Genomic DNA, 20558 nt, shown 5'->3' with positions numbered 1-20558 from the left:
CCTAAAAATCCCTTCTTATCTTTGATAATTGATGACAATGCTATGGAAAAACTGAATGTCTCTGCATTCTACAAGTTACTTTTAAAGGATCTCGGGTTTCCCGCTAAAGCCAAACAGGATATAGCCTTACAGCAACTTTCAAAGTTTGCGGTAGAAGGAAATAAGGATTCACTTTATGTTTTAAAAGGCTTTGCCGGTACAGGGAAAACCACCATTATTAGTTCGTTTGTTAAAAATCTCTGGAAAATAAAGAAATCGGGTATTTTAATGGCCCCTACCGGTAGAGCGGCCAAGGTGATTTCTAACTATTCGAAACAGGAGGCTTTTACCATCCATAAGAAGATATATTTCCCTAAAAAATCGGGGGGCTCCGGGGTGAAATTCGTTTTACAACCCAATAAACATAAGAACAGCATTTTTATAGTGGATGAGGCTTCAATGATCTCAGACGCCAGTACAGATACAAAGCTTTTTGAGAATGGCTCTTTGCTGGACGATCTTATCCAGTATGTCTATTCGGGGCACAACTGCCAGCTGATCCTGATAGGTGATACTGCCCAGCTTCCGCCGGTGAAGATGGATATGAGCCCGGCCCTGGAAGAGCAGAAGCTTGAGTTTGCCTATAATAAGGAGGTATCACACATTCAGCTGGATGAAGTTGTAAGACAGAGCGAGGAAAGTGATATTTTACTGAATGCGACGCGTATCAGGGAATGTCTGCAGGATGAGTTTTACGAAAGTTTTCAGTTTGAACTTACACCAAAAGCCGATGTGGTAAGGCTTACCGATGGCTATGATATAATGGAAGCCATCCAGGATTCCTATGAAAACCTCGGGAATGAAGACACCAGTATCATTGTTCGTTCCAATAAAAGAGCAAACCTGTACAACCAACAGATCAGGCAGCGTATTCTTTTCCAGGAAGAGGAAATTTCTGCCGGAGATTACCTGATGGTGGTTAAGAACAATTATTTCTGGATCAAGCCAAGTTCTGAAGCCGGATTTATTGCTAATGGGGATATTATAAAAGTACTGGAGATCTTTGCAATAAAAGAACTCTACGGTTTCCGCTTCGCCGAAGTGCAGGTGCAAATGGTAGATTACCCCAGGATGCGTCCCTTTGAAACTGTAGTAATGCTTGATACACTTACTTCAAATACGCCATCCCTTTCATATGAGGAATCCAATAACCTTTACCAGGAGGTGATGAAAGACTATGCCGAGGAAACTTCAAAATATAAGAAGTTTATGAAGGTGAAGAATAATAAATACTTTAACGCCCTTCAGATCAAGTTTTCCTATGCTATGACCTGTCATAAATCCCAGGGTGGCCAATGGCATACCATATTTATAGAACAGCCTTACCTGCCTGAAGGGGTGGGGAAGGAGTATCTTAGATGGCTGTATACTGCTGTGACCCGTGCAACCGATAAATTATACCTGATCGGGTTTAAGGATGATTTTTTCCTTCAGGAATAAAGCCGATCTATTTTGGCTAAATTTGTGCAACCAAAACATTATATTTTGAATACGACTCCTTTAAAAATTATTGCGATGATCCCGGCCAGGTATGAAGCCAGCAGGTTTCCGGGGAAATTACTGAAAGACCTCGAAGGGAAAACAGTAATAAGAAGGACCTATGAAGCCGCTAAAAACACCGGGCTCTTTCAGCAGGTCTATGTGGTTACCGACAGTGATAAGATCTTCGAGGAGGTCACCGGCTTTGGCGGGAAGGCCATTAAAAGCAAGGAAGAGCACGAATGCGGGAGTGACAGGATTGCCGAGGCTGTGCAGGATATGGATGTGGATATAGTGGTGAACGTTCAGGGGGATGAACCTTTTATCGATAAGGCCAGCCTTGAAAAATTGCTGGATGTATTCCAGCAGGATGATGCTGCGGCCATAGACCTTGCTTCCCTGAAATGTGCATTGACTGAAAGCGATGAGATCACCAATCCTAATAATGTGAAGGTGATCACCAATAAGAATGATTTCGCGCTTTATTTTTCAAGATTTCCTATTCCGTACCCAAGAAACACCGAAGCTCATATTACGTATTACAAGCATATAGGAATTTATGCCTTCCGGAAACAGGCTCTTATTGATTTTTATAACCTGCCTATGTTGCCATTGGAAGAGACCGAAAAGATAGAATGTATCAGGTACCTTGAATATGGTAAGAACATCAAAATGGTTGAAACTTCTATGCAAACCATAGGAATAGATACCCCTGAAGATCTTGAAAAAGCGAAAAAGCTGCTTAGGTCCTAATTACTGACCGCGGCCTTATAAGTTTCCAGGGCCCGTTCCCTTGCTTCCTTATGATTTACCATCTTATCGGGATAGTCTTCAGTGCCGAATTCTTTTACCCACTCTTTGATATACTTATGGTCCTTGTCAAATTTTTCGATCTGTGTGGTAGGATTAAAGATCCTGAAATAGGGCGCAGCGTCAACGCCGCTCCCCGCTACCCATTGCCAGTTTCCAACATTCGAGGCCATTTCATAATCCAGTAATTTTTCGGCGAAATAAGCTTCTCCCCAGCGCCAGTCGATCAATAAGTGCTTGCAGAGAAAACTACCCACCAGCATTCTTACGCGGTTGTGCATATAGCCAGTTTGGTTAAGCTGTCTCATTCCTGCGTCTACTAAGGGATAACCGGTTTTACCTGCTTTCCATTTTTCAAACTCTTCCTTATTATTCCTCCAGCCGATGTTGTCATATTTCTTTTTAAAAGACTCGGTCACTGTTTTGGGATAATGGTAAAGTACTTGCATAAAGAACTCTCTCCAGATAAGTTCTTCCAGGAAGGTTTTGTTTTGTTCCGCGTTTGCTTTTTTTACCATTTTTCGAACGCTTACCGTGCCGAACCTTAAATGAGGCCCCAATCTCGAGGTACCGTCCTTTTCCGGAATATTGCGGGTATTCTCGTAATTGCTGATGAGACCTGGAGTCACATCATAATCGGGAACCTTGATCTCTGAAGTTCTAAAACCTATATCCGAAAGGCTTAAATTAGGGAGCCGTTTGTTTTTTATGAGATTATCCAGGTATTGACTGGTGTAATGGATCTTTAAATCCGTATTTCTGAACTTTTCTTTCCAGGATTTCATATAGGGCGTGTATACCACATACGGGCCACCATCATTCTTGGTGATCTCATCTTTTTCGAAGATCACCTGGTCTTTAAAGCTTTTAAATTCAATATTTTCGTGAGAGAGCAGTTTTTTGATAGCGCTATCTCGTTCCCGGGCATAAGGCTCATAATCGTGATTGGTAAATACTTTGGAAACAGTAAACTCTTTAAGGACCTGTTTAAAAACCGAACCTGGCCTCCCGTGGTAGATTGCAAGAGAGCTTTTGTATTTCTCTTGCAGTTCTTTTCTCATTTCCTGGAGTTTTTCAAAGATGAAACTTACGCGGGCATCATCCTCCGACAGACTATCAAGGATCTCGGTATCAAAAATGAAAATTGGAAGGACCGGAAGCTCACCCTTCAAGGCCTCCAGGAAGCCTACATTATCATCGAGCCTTAAGTCTCTTCGGAACCAGAATATATTTACTTCCTGTGGCATTAAGATAAGTTAAGGGTTGAAAGTCCGCCATCTACGCCAAATACCTGGCCGGTGATCCAGCTGCTGTCTTCACTTAGCAGAAAGACAGCCGCCCTGGCTATATCCCTGGCTTCTCCGACTCTTTTTAGCGGATGACGCTCATTCATTTTTTCCTTTTTAGAATCATTGGACAGCAGTTTTTCAGCAAGCGGTGTATCGGTTAGGGAAGGGGCAATAACGTTCACTCTGAAACTCGGGGCATATTCTGCTGCAAGCGATTTGGCAAATCCCTCTATGGCTCCTTTTGCTGCTGCAATGCTGGTATGATATGGCATACCCACCTTAACTGCTACAGTACTGAAAAATAACAGACTTGGTTTTTCGGCATTCTTAAGTTTAGGCAATAATGCCTGTACCACTTTTACAAGACTTAAGAAATTGAGGTTCATTTCTTCCTCGAAATCTTTCGGTTTTAGCATCTTAAAAGGCTTAAGATTGATGCTTCCGGGGCAATAGACCAATCCGTGTATGGATTCCGGAAGGTCTAGCGCAGCAGCATCATCTTTAGTGACATCAAATTCAAGATGTGTGATGCCATCCTTTTCAAGGTCTCCTGAATTTCGGGAAGCTATAATTACATTGTGATTTTCATTAAGCTCACCGGCAATTTCACGACCTATTCCTGTTGAGCCTCCAATAAGTACAATATTCTTTTTCATTGTTTTATTTTATTGATTCAGGACGCTTTTGTGAGTTTTATATCTTTTTCCTGTTTTTCTTCAAACTCGCCAAAAAGCTCTTTCAGTTTTTCTTTTCTGTAACTAAAAATCTCCTTCAGTTTTGGAGCGACCAGAAAGGGGTGAGCTAATCTTCCTAATATCCCGAATGGTAATTTATAATCTACGATATCTTCCATTTCTATACCGCCTTCAATCTCCTTAATAAAATGCTTGTGATGCCAGAGAGTATAAGGCCCAAATCGCTGTTCATCCACAAAATACTCCGGTTCCCGTACGTGGGTGATCTCGGTGACCCATTTGGTTTTGATCCCGGCAATTGGGGTTACCACATATTGTATGATCTGTCCGGGATACATTGTTTCAGCGTTATTTGAAATAATATCAAATCCCATATAGTCTGGGGTAATGGTTTTCAGGTTCTCGGGACTGGATAAAAAATTCCAGGCCTCTTCAACACTAATGGGAAGTTTTTGACGGGTATGCAGGGTGTAGATCTTCATATCTATGCTTTTGGTAAAATTAATCATCCGAATGTTTAAAATAAAATATAATAAGTTAAACAAAATGTAAATTGTATTTTCCTGAAGACAAACTAAATTAAAACAAGCTTATAGTTCTTAATTCTTATATTTGGTTAACACTAAAACCAAAATATTATGAAGAAATTTTTATTAGGCCTTTGCTTTGTTGTTGCCGGATTTACCGTAAATGCACAGGTTCAGGCTCCACAGCCAAGTCCTTATGCGAAAGTTGAACAAAAGGTTGGACTAACCGATGTAAGCCTTGAATATTCCCGACCCGGGATGAAGGACAGGCAGATCTTTGGAGGTCTTGTTCCGTACAATGAAATGTGGCGGACAGGAGCTAATGCCAATACAAAGATCAGTTTTTCAGATGATGTGATAATCAACGGAGAGACCTTATCCAAAGGTACTTATGCATTATTTACCATTCCGAAGAAGGACAGCTGGGATGTGATTTTCTATAAGGATTCAAACAATTGGGGCACCCCTCAGGAGTGGGAGGAATCTAAAGTTGCCTTAAAAACACAGGCTGAAGTTACCGAACTGCCCTGGGAGATGGAAACCTTCACCATTATGATAGATGACCTTACCAACAATTCAGCTGCACTTAATTTTCTTTGGGAAAAGACAATGGCCAGCCTGACATTCGAGGTGCCTACCGATGCCAAAACAATGGCCAGTATAGAGAAGGTGATGAACGGTCCTACCGCGGGAGACTATTTTGCCTCTGCTGTTTACTTTCACGATACCGAAAAGGACCTTGAGCAGGCTTATGAGTGGATTAAAAAGGCAGTGGATATGGCAGATCCCAATGCCTACTGGATGCTGCGCAGAAAATCGCTTATAGAGGCCGAGCTCGGAAAAAAAGAAGAGGCTATTAAGACAGCAAAGAAATCGCTTGCAGCGGCCGAGAAAGCCGGGGACAAGACTTATGTGAAGATGAATAAAGAATCGCTTGAAGAGTGGGGAGCTGAATAAGCTTAACTTAACTCATAAAAAAAGGCCTTCAACAATATGGAAGGCCTTTTTTATTTTACTAATAATCAAGGTCTATCTTATTCCTTATCATATCTAAATGCCGGATCAGGCTCAGGCTTTTTTCAAAGGTCATTTCCGTGCTTTCCTTTCTGCCTTCCCTGAGCATTCTTTCTACGTGTTCTGCTTCAAAATTGTAACCGTTTCCAGAGGTTTCAAACTCCTTTATTTCTTCTCCTTCTGCTGTGGAAATAGTTACTGAAGTTGGTTCGTGAAACCTGGAATTAAGGGTTATCGTGGCTTTTTCTAATACTATTTTGGCCGCAGTATCGGTTTTCTTTACAATACTGCTTTGGAGTTTTGCTTCTGTTCCTCCCGGATATTCAAAGATGATATCACAGTGTTGATCTATCCCGGTCTTTGAGAATTCCGCTTTCGCCTGAAATTTTTCGGGCTCTCCAAGCAGGCTCAGAGCCATAAATACCGGATAGATCCCGATATCCAGAAGGCTTCCGCCTCCAAGAGCTTTATTATAAAGCCTTTTGTTGTAGTCTACGGGCGCTTCAAACCCGAAATTGGCTTTCAGGTTCCTGATTTTTCCATACTTTCCTGACTCTATTACTTGTTTCACAAATTTGAAATGAGGAAGAAATTGTGTCCACATAGCTTCCATCAGGAATAAATCTTTGTTTTTTGCCATAGTGATCATTTCTTCAACCTGGGAAGTATTAAGGGCAAAAGGTTTTTCGCATAACACGGCTTTGTCATGTTTCAGGCTAAGTAAACTGTGCTCCAGATGAAATACGTGGGGCGTGGCTATATAGATCACATCAATATTTTCATCTTTCAGCATTTCCTCATAGCTTCCGTAAGGTCTTGCTTCAGGGAATTCCCTTGCAAATTCTTTTGCTTTTGAAATTGACCGGCTGGCAACGGCATATAATTCGGAACCATCTATGTGCTCAAGGCCACGGGCAAACTTTCCGGCTATCTTACCAAGCCCCAGGATTCCCCATTTTATTTTTTCATTCTTCATACTTCAGCGGCATTTTGATCGGTTTTAATGAATCTTTCTAGCAATAGAGCGATACTTATCACCAAAGCACAACCAATTAGGTTTAGCCATAAATAAGGTACTCCGTCCAGCATCCAGATTCCAATGATAATCACCTGGGTGATTATGGCTGCTATGAACACGGCGTTGCTTTTTACATATTTTATAAAAAAGGCGAGCAGGAATACCCCCAGTACATTACCATAAAATATGGAACCTATAATATTTACCAGTTGAATAAGGTTGTCAAAAAGGTCTGCAACACTGGCGAACCCAATGGCAATTAGACCCCAGAGAAGGGTAAACCACTTTGAAGCTTTAAGGAAGTGCTCATCGCTCTTTTCGGTTTTTAGGTTTCTCTTATAAATATCTATCGCGGTTGTGGAGGCCAGTGCGTTAAGTTCGGAGGCGGTTGAAGACATCGCGGCAGAAAGGATCACCGCCAGTAAAAGTCCTATAAGCCCGCGTGGCAGGTTATTCAGGATGAAGTGGATAAATACATAATCCTTGTCATTGCTTTCGGCTTCCTCATCGGCAGCTTCAATGAAAATCCTTGCCTTGTCCCGGGTTGAGAGTTCGGCCTGGTTTACCATATTTAGCTTTTCTTCGAACTCCTGTCTTTGGTATGAAGATACATTTTCCCCCAATTCCGCATAATTGAGAGTAAGTTCCTGTTTTCGCTCCTGAAGCTTTTCGTGCTCCAGCATCAGGTCCTGATATTGTTCAGAATAATCTGAGTTCAGCACCGTTTCTGTAGCTGCAGGATTAAAGTTAAGCGGGGCGGAGTTAAATTGATAGAAGACGAATACCATCACTCCAACCAACAGGATAAAGAACTGTAACGGCACTTTGAGTAAACCATTGAAGATCATCCCTAATTGACTTTCCCGCACAGATTTCCCGGTTAAATAGCGTTGCACCTGGCTTTGATCTGTTCCGAAGTAGGAGAGTGCAAGGAAAGATCCCCCTATCAATCCGCTCCATACCGTATATCGGTTTTCGAGATCTATGGAAAAATCCAGAACGTCCATTTTACCGCTGGAGCCTGCAATCTCCAGGGCCTTGGTAAAGTTGATGTTTTCAGGAAGAAAGCTTAGAATAATAAAAAAAGTTGCGATCATCCCGGTAAGGATCACCGCCATTTGTTGTTTATGGGTAACGCTTACGGCTCTGGTTCCTCCTGAAACCGTATAGATTATAACGAGTACTCCAATAAGCACCGTGAGCCCCGTTAGATTCCAGCCTAAAACGGCAGAAAGGATTATGGCGGGAGCAAAGATGGTAAGGCCGGCTGCAAGTCCTCTTTGTATTAGGAACAGCAGTGCAGTTAGAACGCGTGTCTTTCTGTCGAATCTTGACTCCAGGTATTCATAGGCAGTATAGACCTTAAGCCGGTGATAAATAGGAATAAAGACCATGCAAATGATCACCATTGCAATGGGGAGACCAAAGTAGAACTGTACAAAGCCCATTCCGTCATGAAATGCCTGTCCCGGGGTGGAAAGAAAGGTGATCGCACTGGCCTGAGTGGCCATTACTGATAAACCAATAGTCCACCAATGAGAATTATTTCCACCTTTTATATACTCTTGTACGTTCTTGCTGCCTCTGGATCTGTATACCCCGTAAAGTACAATAAAGCCAATGGTTCCAATAAGTACCAACCAATCTATTAACTGCATATCAGGCGAAAATTGTCATTACAAAATAAAACAAAACTATATACAGTGCATTGGCTATAAGTACCAGGCTGTAACTCTTTTTCCAGATATATTTTTCCGGTTTTTCTTCCATTATTTTCCTATTGAGATCATATTAGCAAATAAGCGGTAGGCTCCCGGAACTCCCGCCGGAAATTCCCTGAAGAAGCTAAGCCCTGTATAAATGTAATAACCCTTTCCGTATTTGGCTACAAGCAGACTTCCCTGTTTAGGGCTTTCACCCTGATCGTGCATAGACAGAATGGGGGTGAATTCTTCGCTCCACTCATCGGGAAAGTAAAGACCGCGCTCCTGGACCCATCCATCAAAATCCTTTTTTGTGATCTTATTTGGGTAATTTAGAAGGGGATGTTGCGGAGCAAGAAACGTCACTTCCGCATTTTCTTCGGTTACCCTGTCCCTGGAAAGCTTAAGTTCAAAAGGGGAGAGCCTATCTGTAACCAGGCCCCGGCTGGTGTTATACTGTGTGATGAGCGTACCTCCATTTTCTACATAGCTGAACAATTCTGACTGTTTGAACTTTAACTCTTCAACTGTGTTATAGGCCCTGATCCCTATTACTACTGCATCGAATTTTGAAAGGATCTCGGCAGTGATATCCTGAGGGCTTAATTTTGTGACATTATATCCTATTTGTTCCAGGCTTTCAGGAACTATATCGCCGGCACCTTCTATATAACCTATTTGTTCTCCGTGCTTCTCTATATCGAGCTTAGCCATTTTCAGGCCGGAAGGCATTACCAGGGTTTGAGTTGGGAAGTGGGGGTATTCTATTCTTACCAGCTTATCTGAATAGGATTTCTCTCCTATCATTACTTCCGGTTTTAAGGTAACCTCGCTTTGCCTAGAAGGAGGAGTGATGAGAAACTGAAGGCTGGCCGCACCTCCTTTTTTTGGAATATTAAACTTTGTACTTAGAGGCTCAATTTTCCAGTTTCCTTCAGCTTTTAGAGAGAGCGTCCCTTCAATGCTGTCTTTAGCAGAAATCACCTTAACCGAAACTGTTTTAGGATCTTCATTGTCAAAGATCAGCATGTCTTCAGTGAACTCAACTGAGACGGCCGGTACGATCTCGAAAGGCTGATAGGTTTCCCCTTTTACCGGGTCGGTATATTTATGAACTATGCGTTTTTCGAAAGGGATCTCCGTTTCGTTTATTTTCAGCCTGAAAGTGGCTCTTGTATATTCCGGGGTTTCTGCCTGGCTAATAAGGCTATTATCTTCTACCTGATACATTCCAATACTATGCTCTTTCTTGAGCCAGTAAGGGGAGGTGAATAAACTGTTTTTCGGAATTTTAAGTGTAATTGCATTAGCCCAGCCAATATTGTTTTTCAGGCTAACATTTGGTTCTATATGAGAATCGTTAGGACTAAGCTGAATCTCCAGTAAGCGGATATCGGCATCACTACGGTTAATGGCTTCCAGTTGTACCGGAATAAGTGCTCCCGGAGTGGCATAGCTTGTTTCGGCTACTGCTTCAAGATAAAGGCCTGCACAAGCCTGGATTATAGACTTTATTTCTTTGGTTTTGATGGATCTCCAGTGGTCATTGTCAAGATCCTTGATTAGCTGATAGGCTACTGTTAATTTCGGAATACTTGCCTGCGGATCGGTAAAGTCGAAGTCCTTTTCAACCTCCGCAAGGATCTTTCCAATTTTTTCACCTCCTTTTACGCGGCTCCAGCTGGTATCTATACCCGCGAATATACCTTCATCAGTTTGCGGCATATTTCCATTAATAAGCTCCAGGTATTCCATCTGGCTTCCCCGGCTGCCGCTGCTGCCAAAACCTTGCGATCTGTGCTGGCTTCGGCTTATCGAGGCGATCTCCGGATTTGATAGTCCTTTAAGCGGAAAATACACCCCGGTATCGAATTCCATAAAATTAGACTTGTCGGCCTGGTCGAATGCTTCCTGCCCTCCATAGAACCAGGGAGAGGTGTTGAAAAACAGTCTTTCCGGTTGCCAGGTTTGCGTGGTGGTGAGCTGCTCCTTAAAGGCGTTCTTATTGCCTGCCAGGTCAAATGCCTCAACGCTAAGTATTGCCGAAGAGGTGTGATGGCCGTGAGTTGTTCCGGGGGTTCGGTGATCAAAACGGTTAATAATAACATCGGGTCTGAACTTCCTGATGACCCGCACCACATCACTTAACACTTTATCTTTGTTCCAGATCCTGAGGGTTTCTGAAGGGGTTTTAGAATAGCCAAAATCATTGGCTCTGGTAAAGAATTGTTCTCCGCCATCTATCTTTCTTGCCGCCAGTAACTCCTGGGTTCTTATAATCCCAAGTTGTTCCCGTATTTCAGGACCTATTAAATTTTGTCCTCCATCACCACGGGTGATCGAGAGATAGCCTGTTCTGGCATTGACCTCATTAGAGAAATAGGAGATGAGCCTTGTGTTCTCATCATCGGGATGAGCAGCGATATAAAGCACAGTTCCCAGGAAATTCAATTTTTTAATCTTCTGGTATATATCAGAAGAGCTTAATTTTTCCGGAGCCTGGGCGTTCAGACTTATAGAGAATAGTAAAGCAAGAAAAAATGAAAGCTTACGCATTAGGCGGTTTTTAAAAGGAATAGAACCAAATATAAAAATTTAACCGCTTTTGCGTCTCTTTTCTTCGGCTTTTATAAAGAGTCTTTGCCTTCATCGGCATAGACGTCCTTTTCTATAAGAGAGACTGCTTTTTGAAGAACAAGGTTGTTTGGGTATGTGATCAGTTCTCCATCTATGGTTCTTAAGTGTAAGTGAAAAGCCTTGATATCCTCTATAATTGCTTCAATAGGACTTTCTTTGTCGTGGATCTTTATCTTATCCCCAATTTTATATGGAAAGGAAAAGAAAAGAATTATTCCTGATGTAATATTGCTTAGTATAGACCAGATTGCGAACAGGGCAACTCCCAGCACCGCGAATACCGAAGAAAAGACCAGGGAGAGCTCAGTAAGGCCTACGCCCCAGGCAAGGGATAACAGGAAAACTGCAATTAAAACAATAAGGATATTGATGTATTTGAACATTAGCCTGGTCCTGGTAATGTTGATCTCACTGCGTTTTCCCACCCTGTGAGCCGTTTTTCTCAGGAGGAATTGCATTATGAATAAAAAAACGATGGTAGCTACCGTGTAGCCAAGTTCTGTGCGGTAAGTAGATAGCAATTCGTACATTAGTCTAAGCCTAGTTTTTTACGCAAATATATGTCTTTATTCCTGTTCTTTTTCCAGTATGCAGTCTTTAAAGATTTCATTTTTTCTGTCCGCGTGGTGATTGTTTCGGTATTATCCCCAAACCCGCTTTTTACTGTTTCTTCCCATTTCTCTATGGTATAAGGGAAGTCTTTGCTGAAATATACTTTCAGTTTTCTGTCCAAATCGGGATAGTTTATAGTGTATATTCTTAGGGAATCTTTGGTGTCCAGATTTAAATTAACGCGATAGGGCTTAAGCGGTTTATGCTGAAGTCTTAAATACTCAAAAGATGGGATCATTTCTGTTTCCCCCTGCGGAAGGCTGGAAGGGTCTATCCTGATAATATTCCAGATCTCGTTCTCCAGGTTGGTTTGCGGGGCCGTAAAATTTTTATCGGCTTCTCCCTCAAAATAGGAATGGCTTATAATCTCAAATTGTTCCCTGTTATTAAGCTGCATATAGACCTGCCCACACCATTCCTGCACTGAAGCAGAAACTTTTAACGCGTGCCTGTTGTTATGAACGGGGTAAAAGCTGCTCTCCATAATGCTGTAAGGATAAATCCCCGTGATGAATTTCTTAGTGGAGTTGAGTTTTAATACAGGGATGTTTTTCTCATCCTGATGGTTTGCTTTTACCTGTATGCGGGGAAGAAAGTCTTCTGTCACATAAACCAGTACCGCCGTGCCTTCTCTTACTTCTCCATATCTGGCCTGTTCCAGTTTATAGCTGGTGATTTCGGCTTTTCCCGAAAACCAGTATTTCTTAAATTCTTCCGATAACTCCTTCTTTTCTCTTTTAGGTTCAGCATAATCCTTACACGCCGTAAAAGCTAAAGCAACCAGAATGTATATAACTGACCGGAGCATTTTTTGTTGTTTTGAATAAAAATACAAAAATTAAAATCGACCAATTTCCAGGAGGCAGTCATAAACCAAATGTGTAGGGAGTCCCACAACGTTAAAATAGCTCCCCTCAATATGTGTGATCCCAATAAGGCCTATCCATTCCTGGATGGCATATCCGCCTGCCTTATCTGAAGTTTTGTAGTGCTTGATGTAATATTCTATCTCCTCTTTAGTGAGATCCTTAAAAGTGACATTGGTCCTGCAATTTACCGTTATCTGTTTTTTGGGAGTTGTAAAACAAACCGAGGTGATTACCTGATGGGTTTTGCCGGAGAGGGAGGAGATCATTTCGAAGGCCTCATTATCGCTTGCCGGTTTCCCCATAGCATTTCCCTCATTACAGACAATGGTGTCACTGGTGATCAGGATCTGATTCTCTGCAAGCTCTCCCTGGAAGGCTTCTGCTTTAAGCTCAGCAAGAAAATCGGTTATGGCCTCATCCTTCAGGTAATGGGGGTACTCTTCTTTTACCGGGCGCACATCTACCCTGAAGGGTATTTCGAGTTCTTCAAAGAAATTCTGTCTTCTTGGTGAGCCTGAAGCAAGGATGATCTCTTTGTCTTTTAGAAAGTCTTTCAGCATAATTTTAAATTATATATTGATGTAATCCGATCGAGATTAAGCCAAAAAATAGCACAAGTTTAAGAACAATGCTCAATCTGGTGAATTCTTTTTTCCTGCTGGCCGTGGGAATGTAGGCCAGAAAATAGAAAAGTGGTCCCAGGATGAGAATGAGTGTATATAACACCGCAGCAATATTTTCAAACAGGTAACTATATACATAATATATGATTATTCCTGCAGTAAATAAGCCTAGTCCAAAGATCACCTTATTTGTTCGCTGCACTCCATATACGATGGGGAGGGTTGTAATTCCGGCATTGTAATCCCCGTTAATATCTTCCTGGTCCTTTACCATCTCCCTTAAAAGGTTTAGAAGAAAAGCGAATAGGGTATAGTCCAGTAAGATGGAGAAGATAAGGGATTGATTTTGCTTATTAAATTCATTTGTGGCTGGGAACAGGTCTATAAGCCCCGGCAGGAGAACAACTCCTGCAACCAGGATGCTTATCAGGATATTTCCGGCGAGGATTACCTGTTGCAAATAGGAAGCATAGAGGTAGAGCAGGGCAGAGGAAAATACGAATATTGCCGTAAATCCCGGTTTATCAACCAGGTTGGCGAGGTAGAACCCTATGCCTACACCAATAATGCTTAATAGGAAAAAAAAGCGGGTGGCGGTCTTTTCAGAGATCTTTTTTCCAACGATCATTTTTTCAGGCTTATTAATCTTGTCGGAAGCCACATCATAGATGTCATTAATGATATATCCTGAAGCGGCCAGACAGATATTAGCGAAGATCATCAAGGAATAACCAAAATCGCTGAGCACGGTATCCGCATCCATCAGGTTAAACAGACTATACTTTATGAGCAATTGGGTAAGGGCAATAAAGATGAGGTTCTTGTACCTGATGAGTTTTAGGAATGAATACATTACGGAAAATTAGTTAGTGACAAATTTTAATCCCACCAGAGAAATGATAAGAGTACTCAGAAAAAAGATGCGCCAGAAGTGTACAGGTTCTTTGAAGACCAGGATTCCCAGAATTACCGTGCCCACGGCACCAATACCTGTCCATACCGCATAGGCTGTTCCAATAGGCAGGCTTTGGCTTGCTTTGTAAAGTAAGATCATACTAAGGCATAAAGAAAGGATGAAACCGGCAAACCAAAATGCTGCAGTATTTCCGGCACTTACTTTTACCTTACCAAGACAAAAGGCGAACCCCACTTCAAACAAGCCTGCTATAACCAGTAAAAGCCAGTTCATCCGATTATTTTTCTATCCATTTTCCCTGTACCTTCAACACCTGTTCTATAACATCGCGAACGCAGCCTTTTCCACCTTTTCTGTGAGAAACATATTTTGAAAGCTCTTTGATCTCAGGGGCCGCATCTTGTGGGCAACAGGGCAATCCCACAAGCTTCATAGGGTGGTAATCCGGGATGTCGTCTCCCATATACAGCACTTCATCTGGCTTAATAGAGTAAATATCGAAGAATTCATCCATCTGTTCCACTTTGTCGTGAACACCAAGGTAGATATCGGTAATGCCCAGGCCACGCAGGCGCTTTCTTACCCCTTCATTTTTTCCGCCGGAAATGATGCAAACGGTATAACCTGCCTCTACGGCAGCTTTCATAGCGTACCCGTCTTTCATATTCATAGTCCTTAATAATTCTCCGTGGGTGCTAACCTGAATGGTACCATCGGTTAGAACGCCGTCTACGTCAAAAACAAAGGTGTTAATCTGGTTAAGGTATTCTTTATAACTTTTTTCCATAGGTTTTTTGAATGGATGAGGTTAGGGTTTTATATATTTTTTGCTGGTCTTCATTCAGAAGATCAAGGTGTGTTTGTATTGTATGCTGGTCGTTGCGGATTGCCGGTCCTGTTTGGGCTTCTTTAGGTGATAAGCTTTCTATTTTTGAAGCGGTCTCCCGGATAAGGGGTTTCAGAATATCAAACTCAATTCCGTTCTCTTCACAAATTTCGGAGGAAAGTTCGTAAAGATGATTGGTGAAGTTATTGGCAAAAACAGCAGCCACGTGCATTCGCCTGCGGCTCTCTGAATCTATTTCGTAAATATTGTCTGAAATATTAACAGCAAGCTTTCTCACCCTACCCAAAACTTTAGGGGAGCTGGCTTCCAGGCATATGGGGATTTCCCTGAAGTTCAGGTTCCTGTTTTTTGAGAAAGTCTGTAGCGGATAAAATACTCCGTGTTCCTGAAAGCGGGAAAGCAACTTCATATCTTTTCCGCCTGAAGTGTGTAATACAACTCCAGATTCAATATGGAGCCCTTCTGCAACTTCATTTATAGCGTCATCTTTAAGAGCAAGCACATAGAAATCGGCTGTTTTCAGCTTGGAAAGGTCGGTAGTGGTCGCAACTTCCCTTTGAAAATCTTTAAGTTTACCAGCCTTGTGGTTATAAACCTGGATAAGATTTACATTTTTACATTCCCGGAAAGCCCTAAATAAGTGGGTTGCGACATTGCCGGCTCCTAAAAGGATCACATTTATCATCGTGGCTAAATTACCAAAAAATTAAAGGCTGGTAAAATTAACATTTACAGCCGATATTGAGTGTTTTTATCGATGCTAAAAAGTTAAAAATCCTTAAATTTGCAGCCATTTATAAAACTACATCCTCAATGCAAAATAAAATAGCCTCCGTTATTTTCTCTACCCGAATAATGGCCGTTTTGTTTATAGTCTTTGCCACATCAATGGCACTGGGAACCCTTATCGAAAGTTGGTACAGTATAGAAACAGCAAGAGTCCTTATTTATAATACCTGGTGGTTTGAGGGGATTATGCTGTTCTTTGTGGTCAACTTTATCGGAAATATTAAAAGATATCAGCTTTACAAGCGGGAAAAGTGGTCTTCTTTGTTACTTCACCTTTCCTTCATCCTTATACTTACAGGAGCTTTTGTGACCAGGTATATAAGTTATGAGGGAGTGATGCCGATAAGAGAAGGCGAGACCACTAACACCTATCTTTCCGAAAAAACTTACCTGACCACGTTTATTGATGGTGAGATTAACGGGCAGCCGCGGAGAAGGGTTCTTGAGGAACCGGTGCTTTTTGCGCCTGAAACAGAGAACGATTATGTACTTAATACCGATTATAATGGGCAACCCGTGAGAATTGAGGTTACCAATTTTATTTACGGAGCTGAAGAAACTTTGGTCCCCGACGAAGACGGGAAGCAATATCTGAAAATTGTTGAAGCAGGTGGGGGAGAACGCCACGATCATTATCTGGAAGCAGGACAGGTTAGTAATATTCACAATACCTTGTTCACGTTTAATAAACCAACCGATGGTGCGGTAAATATTCAGCTGAACGAAGATGGGAAATACACCATTAACTCTCCCTTTGAAGCCAGCTATATGCGTATGGCCGATCAGAAGAAAGGGGACCTGGTTAAGGATTCTACGCAAACTTTAATGCTAAGGTCCCTTTACAATATGGGAAATATTCAGTTTGTGATCCCCGAACCTGCAATGAAGGGTAGATATGATGTGGTAAAGACGGAAGAAAAGCTGGATACCCAACCCGATGCGTTAAGCCTTAAAGTAAGCTCACAGGGTGAATCTAAAACGGTAACACTTCTTGGAGGGAAAGGGCTTGTTAGCGAGCCGGAAAAAGTGAACCTTGCGGGACTTGAGTTCTATTTTAATTATGGCTCTAAGGAGATGGAGCTGCCATTTGCCCTTAAACTGAATGATTTTATAGCCGAAAGATACCCCGGAACGGAGAAAAGTTATTCCTCTTTTAAAAGTAAGGTCGAGATCGTCGAAGAAGGAAAGGAGAATGTTCCTTATGATATTTATATGAACCACGTTTTGGATCACAAAGGTTATAGGTTCTTTCAGTCAAGTTTTCAACCCGATGAAAAAGGTACCGTGCTTTCTGTTAATCACGATTTCTGGGGAACCTGGATCACTTACATAGGCTATTTTCTCCTTTATTTCGGGCTAATGTGGGTGTTGTTTGCTAAAGGTTCAAGGTTTGGTCATTTAAAAGAAATGCTCGATAAAGTGAAGGTAAAAAAGAATAAACTCGGTCTCGTTGCGGCTTTAATGATGCTCTCTTTTTCAGGGTTTGCTCAAACTTCTGAAGATCACACTCATATAGAGAGCAGGAAAAAGCAGGTGGATTCAATAATCATTAAGAATGCCGTTAGCAAGGAACACGCTGCAAATTTTGGCCGACTGGTAATTCAGGACGCAGGAGGCAGAATGAAACCTGCTAACACCTATTCATCTGAACTACTAAGAAAACTGAGCAAGAAAGATCATTATGAAGGGCTTTCTTCAGATCAGGTGCTTATCTCTATGACAGAGAACCCTGTGATGTGGTATAATGTTCCACTTATCTATGTGAAAAGGCATAATGACAGTATCAGGCACCTGGTTGGCGCCAGTGAAGATCAGGAATATCTTGCCCTTACTGACTTTTTTGACAATACCGGTTCTTATAAACTTAGTCCATACCTGGAAGAGGCCTATCGGGCTTCAGTTCCCAATCAGTTTCAGAAAGATTTTAAGGAGACCGATAAAAAGGTTAACCTGCTTTATCAGGCACTTGAGGGAAAAGTCCTTAAAATATTCCCTATCCCGGGGAATGAGAATAATAAATGGGTTTCCTATCCCGAAGCACCGGAGGCTAATTTTAAGGGGATGGATTCGGTTTATACAAGGCAAATTCTTCCGATATATATCAATAGCCTGAAAGATGCCAGGGAAACCGGAGATTACTCCAAGCCTAATGAGTACTTAGGCAGTATTAAAAGCTTTCAGAAGAAATTTGGTTCTGAAGTGATTCCATCCAAAAATAAAATAGAGGCAGAGATCACTTATAATAAGTATGATATTTTCAGGAATCTTTTCTGGATGTATATGCTGGCAGGATTGCTGATGCTGGTCTTTGTGATCTTCCAGATATTTAAAGACAATAAGGTTGTTCGGGGACTTATTAAGACCAGTGCCGGCGTGATCATTATTCTATTTGTACTGCACACGCTTGGTCTTATTGCCAGATGGTATATTTCAGGCCACGCGCCCTGGAGTGATGCCTACGAATCTATGATCTATATAGCCTGGGCCACGATGTTCTTCGGGCTTGCCTTTGGGCGAAAAAGTACGCTTACGGTTGCTTCAACGGCATTTGTAACATCTATGATCCTTATGATCGCTCACTGGAACTGGATGGATCCGGCTATTGCGAACCTGCAACCTGTACTGAATTCTTATTGGTTAATGATACATGTTTCTGTTATTGTTGGGAGTTATGGTCCCTTTACTCTGGGAATGATCCTTGGTATCGTTGCTTTAATCCTGATGATCCTAACCAATGAGGATAATAAGAAAAAGATGGAGCTTAACATTAAAGAGATCAGCATCATTAATGAAATGGCACTTACCGTTGGTTTGGTAATGCTTACCATAGGAAACTTCCTTGGAGGACAGTGGGCCAATGAAAGCTGGGGAAGATACTGGGGCTGGGACCCTAAGGAAACCTGGGCGCTGATCAGTATTATGGTATATGCTTTTGTGATACATATGAGGCTTGTACCAGGCTTAAGGAGCCGCTGGTTCTTCAATTTTATGTCTGTGGTTGCTTTTGCGAGTATCCTGATGACGTATTTCGGGGTGAACTTCTACCTTGTAGGCCTGCATTCCTATGCCAGCGGAGATAAGGTGATAACACCAGACTTTGTATACTATTCTATCGCTGGTGTTGCAGTTCTGGGAGCGGTTTCCTATTGGAGATTCAGGAAGTATTTCTCCAAAGGCGCGAAAAAGAAAAACACTTAAGTTTTGAATAAAAAAGAAATAAAAAAACCTGCAGATTGCAGGTTTTTTTATGGAATTAAAATAAAGTTTCGACTTACTTAAGTCCGCCAACCATATCTTTAGGTTGTACCCATTCATCGAATTCTTCGGTGGTAAGGTATCCTAAATTAACGGCCTCTTCTTTTAAAGTTGTTCCGTTTTTATGTGCGGTATTGGCGATCTCTGCCGCTTTGTAATAACCTATTTTGGTGTTTAGTGCTGTAACCAGCATCAGGGAATTGTTCAGGTGTTCCTGAATTCTCTGGTGGTTGGGCTCGATTCCTGAAACACAGTGTTTATCGAAAGAAACACAGGCATCCCCAAGAAGGCGTGCACTTTGCAGGAGATTGGAAGCCATAACAGGTTTAAAGACGTTCAGTTCGAACTGTCCCTGCATACCACCAACACTCATCGCTACATCATTTCCCATAACCTGGGCACATACCATTGTAAGTGCTTCACACTGGGTAGGGTTTACTTTACCCGGCATAATAGAAGATCCTGGTTCGTTGGCAGGAATAGTGATTTCTCCTATTCCGCATCGCGGACCCGAAGAAAGCATTCTGATGTCGTTTCCTATTTTATTAAGGGAAACCGCAAGTTGTTTCAATGCTCCGTGAGTTTCCACTAAGGCATCGTGTGCAGCAAGGGCTTCAAATTTGTTTCCTGCGGAAGTGAAAGGCAGTTCAGTGAATTTTGCAATAAATTCAGCTACCCTTTTTGAATAGCCTTTAGGGGTATTAAGCCCGGTTCCCACGGCTGTGCCTCCCAGAGCCAGCTCGGCAAGATGAGGAAGTGTGCTTTCCAGGGCTTTGATGCCATAATCCAGCTGGGCTACATACCCGCTAAACTCCTGTCCTAAAGTTAGGGGAGTGGCATCCATAAAATGCGTCCTTCCAATTTTTACCACATCCTTGAATTCTTCAGCTTTCCTTTTTAAGGAATTTCTCAGTTGTTTTACCCCCGGTAAGGTAACCTGGGTCACCTTCTTATAAGCGGCAATATGCATTCCGGTAGGAAAGGTGTCGTTAGAAGACTGAGACTTATTCACATCGTCGTTTGGCTGAAGGGTCTTTTCTCCTTCGCCTATATTTTTTCCGGCCAGTTGGTGTGCACGGTTGGCAATAACCTCATTCACGTTCATATTGCTCTGGGTACCACTTCCGGTTTGCCAGATCACCAGTGGAAACTGGTCATCGTGCTTCCCTTCCAATATCTCGTCGCAAACTTTAGCGATATAGTCTCTTTTTTCAACAGGAAGCGCACCAAGTTCGCAATTAGTGTAAGCCGCGGCTTTTTTAAGGTAGGCAAAACCGTAAATGATTTCGAGCGGCATTGAGGCAGCCGGACCTATCTTGAAATTGTTTCTGGAACGTTCGGTCTGGGCTCCCCATAGTTTATCTGAAGGAACTTTTACTTCCCCCATAGTATCTTTTTCTATTCTATATTCCATAATTATAATATTAGGTTGGATA

At 42.0% G+C, this 20558-nt stretch carries 18 protein-coding genes; 4 read left to right on the top strand and 14 right to left on the bottom strand.

From position 1 onward, the window contains the following. The first annotated feature begins 42 nt into the window (after positions 1-42). On the top strand, positions 43-1479 hold the full coding sequence (locus tag ACFQ3Q_RS09960) for an ATP-dependent DNA helicase (RefSeq protein WP_380745301.1): 1437 nt from the start codon (positions 43-45) through the stop codon (positions 1477-1479). Between the two features lie 75 nt (positions 1480-1554). Further along, positions 1555-2271 carry a 3-deoxy-manno-octulosonate cytidylyltransferase gene (gene kdsB / locus ACFQ3Q_RS09955; RefSeq protein WP_380745615.1) on the top strand — a complete coding sequence of 239 codons (717 nt, stop codon included), beginning with the start codon at positions 1555-1557 and terminating at the stop codon, positions 2269-2271. Here the strand turns inward: kdsB and ACFQ3Q_RS09950 are convergent. From ACFQ3Q_RS09950 to ACFQ3Q_RS09940, 3 genes are read right to left on the bottom strand one after another with little or no spacing between them, the layout of a single operon-like run. Next, positions 2268-3575 (bottom strand): cryptochrome/photolyase family protein, encoded by a 1308-nt coding sequence (locus tag ACFQ3Q_RS09950; RefSeq protein WP_380745299.1) that lies wholly within the window; start codon positions 3573-3575, stop codon positions 2268-2270. The two genes, kdsB and ACFQ3Q_RS09950, sit on opposite strands and share 4 nt — an antisense overlap. Further along, positions 3575-4273 (bottom strand): SDR family NAD(P)-dependent oxidoreductase, encoded by a 699-nt coding sequence (locus ACFQ3Q_RS09945; RefSeq protein WP_380745297.1) that lies wholly within the window; start codon positions 4271-4273, stop codon positions 3575-3577. Before ACFQ3Q_RS09945 ends, ACFQ3Q_RS09950 begins: the two co-directional genes overlap by 1 nt. Before the next feature lie 17 nt (positions 4274-4290). Beyond that, positions 4291-4794 carry an SRPBCC family protein gene (locus tag ACFQ3Q_RS09940; RefSeq protein ID WP_380745613.1) on the bottom strand — a complete coding sequence of 168 codons (504 nt, stop codon included), beginning with the start codon at positions 4792-4794 and terminating at the stop codon, positions 4291-4293. A gap of 156 nt (positions 4795-4950) precedes the next feature. On the opposite strand from ACFQ3Q_RS09940, the gene ACFQ3Q_RS09935 reads away from it, so the two are divergent. After that, positions 4951-5796 carry a DUF2911 domain-containing protein gene (locus ACFQ3Q_RS09935; protein WP_380745295.1) on the top strand — a complete coding sequence of 282 codons (846 nt, stop codon included), beginning with the start codon at positions 4951-4953 and terminating at the stop codon, positions 5794-5796. A 58-nt stretch (positions 5797-5854) separates the two neighbouring features. On the opposite strand, the gene ACFQ3Q_RS09930 is transcribed toward ACFQ3Q_RS09935, so the two are convergent. The 10 genes from ACFQ3Q_RS09930 to ACFQ3Q_RS09885 all read right to left on the bottom strand — a co-directional run bounded on the left by ACFQ3Q_RS09930 (position 5855) and on the right by ACFQ3Q_RS09885 (position 15763). After that, the gene (locus tag ACFQ3Q_RS09930) at positions 5855-6829 is read right to left on the bottom strand and encodes a Gfo/Idh/MocA family protein (protein WP_380745293.1); all 975 of its coding nucleotides are present in this window, start codon (positions 6827-6829) and stop codon (positions 5855-5857) included. Further along, on the bottom strand, positions 6826-8529 hold the full coding sequence (locus ACFQ3Q_RS09925; protein WP_380745292.1) for a sodium:solute symporter: 1704 nt from the start codon (positions 8527-8529) through the stop codon (positions 6826-6828). The genes ACFQ3Q_RS09930 and ACFQ3Q_RS09925 overlap by 4 nt, the downstream gene beginning before the upstream one ends. A 111-nt stretch (positions 8530-8640) precedes the next feature. Then, positions 8641-11130 carry a PIG-L family deacetylase gene (locus ACFQ3Q_RS09920; RefSeq protein ID WP_380745290.1) on the bottom strand — a complete coding sequence of 830 codons (2490 nt, stop codon included), beginning with the start codon at positions 11128-11130 and terminating at the stop codon, positions 8641-8643. 71 nt (positions 11131-11201) lie between these two features. After that, a complete protein-coding gene (locus ACFQ3Q_RS09915) occupies positions 11202-11741 on the bottom strand; it encodes a mechanosensitive ion channel domain-containing protein (protein WP_380745289.1) in 540 nt (179 codons plus the stop codon). Continuing rightward, the gene (locus ACFQ3Q_RS09910) at positions 11741-12631 is read right to left on the bottom strand and encodes a septum formation inhibitor Maf (protein ID WP_380745287.1); all 891 of its coding nucleotides are present in this window, start codon (positions 12629-12631) and stop codon (positions 11741-11743) included. Before ACFQ3Q_RS09910 ends, ACFQ3Q_RS09915 begins: the two co-directional genes overlap by 1 nt. Before the next feature lie 30 nt (positions 12632-12661). Continuing rightward, a complete protein-coding gene (locus ACFQ3Q_RS09905) occupies positions 12662-13252 on the bottom strand; it encodes a Maf-like protein (RefSeq protein WP_380745285.1) in 591 nt (196 codons plus the stop codon). A gap of 4 nt (positions 13253-13256) precedes the next feature. After that, the gene (locus tag ACFQ3Q_RS09900) at positions 13257-14168 is read right to left on the bottom strand and encodes a geranylgeranylglycerol-phosphate geranylgeranyltransferase (RefSeq protein WP_380745283.1); all 912 of its coding nucleotides are present in this window, start codon (positions 14166-14168) and stop codon (positions 13257-13259) included. Positions 14169-14177: 9 nt separating this feature from the next. After that, positions 14178-14504 carry a DMT family transporter gene (locus tag ACFQ3Q_RS09895; RefSeq protein ID WP_380745281.1) on the bottom strand — a complete coding sequence of 109 codons (327 nt, stop codon included), beginning with the start codon at positions 14502-14504 and terminating at the stop codon, positions 14178-14180. Positions 14505-14508: 4 nt separating this feature from the next. Next, on the bottom strand, positions 14509-15018 hold the full coding sequence (locus ACFQ3Q_RS09890; RefSeq protein ID WP_380745279.1) for a KdsC family phosphatase: 510 nt from the start codon (positions 15016-15018) through the stop codon (positions 14509-14511). Next, positions 15002-15763, bottom strand: a complete 762-nt coding sequence (locus ACFQ3Q_RS09885; RefSeq protein ID WP_380745277.1) for a Rossmann-like and DUF2520 domain-containing protein — start codon at positions 15761-15763, stop codon at positions 15002-15004. The genes ACFQ3Q_RS09890 and ACFQ3Q_RS09885 overlap by 17 nt, the downstream gene beginning before the upstream one ends. Positions 15764-15891: 128 nt before the next feature. Here ACFQ3Q_RS09885 and ccsA point away from each other — a divergent pair, with 128 nt between their 5' ends. Continuing rightward, positions 15892-19065, top strand: a complete 3174-nt coding sequence (gene ccsA / locus ACFQ3Q_RS09880) for a cytochrome c biogenesis protein CcsA (RefSeq protein WP_380745275.1) — start codon at positions 15892-15894, stop codon at positions 19063-19065. 73 nt (positions 19066-19138) lie between these two features. Here ccsA and fumC read toward each other — a convergent pair whose 3' ends face one another. After that, on the bottom strand, positions 19139-20536 hold the full coding sequence (gene fumC, locus ACFQ3Q_RS09875) for a class II fumarate hydratase (protein WP_380745273.1): 1398 nt from the start codon (positions 20534-20536) through the stop codon (positions 19139-19141). Positions 20537-20558: the final 22 nt, after the last annotated feature.

The organism is Salegentibacter chungangensis (assembly GCF_042678405.1).
GTDB classification, from domain to species: domain Bacteria; phylum Bacteroidota; class Bacteroidia; order Flavobacteriales; family Flavobacteriaceae; genus Salegentibacter_A; species Salegentibacter_A chungangensis.
The sequence above is the reverse complement of the archived record's forward strand: the minus strand, read 5'-3'. Positions and strand labels throughout refer to the sequence as shown.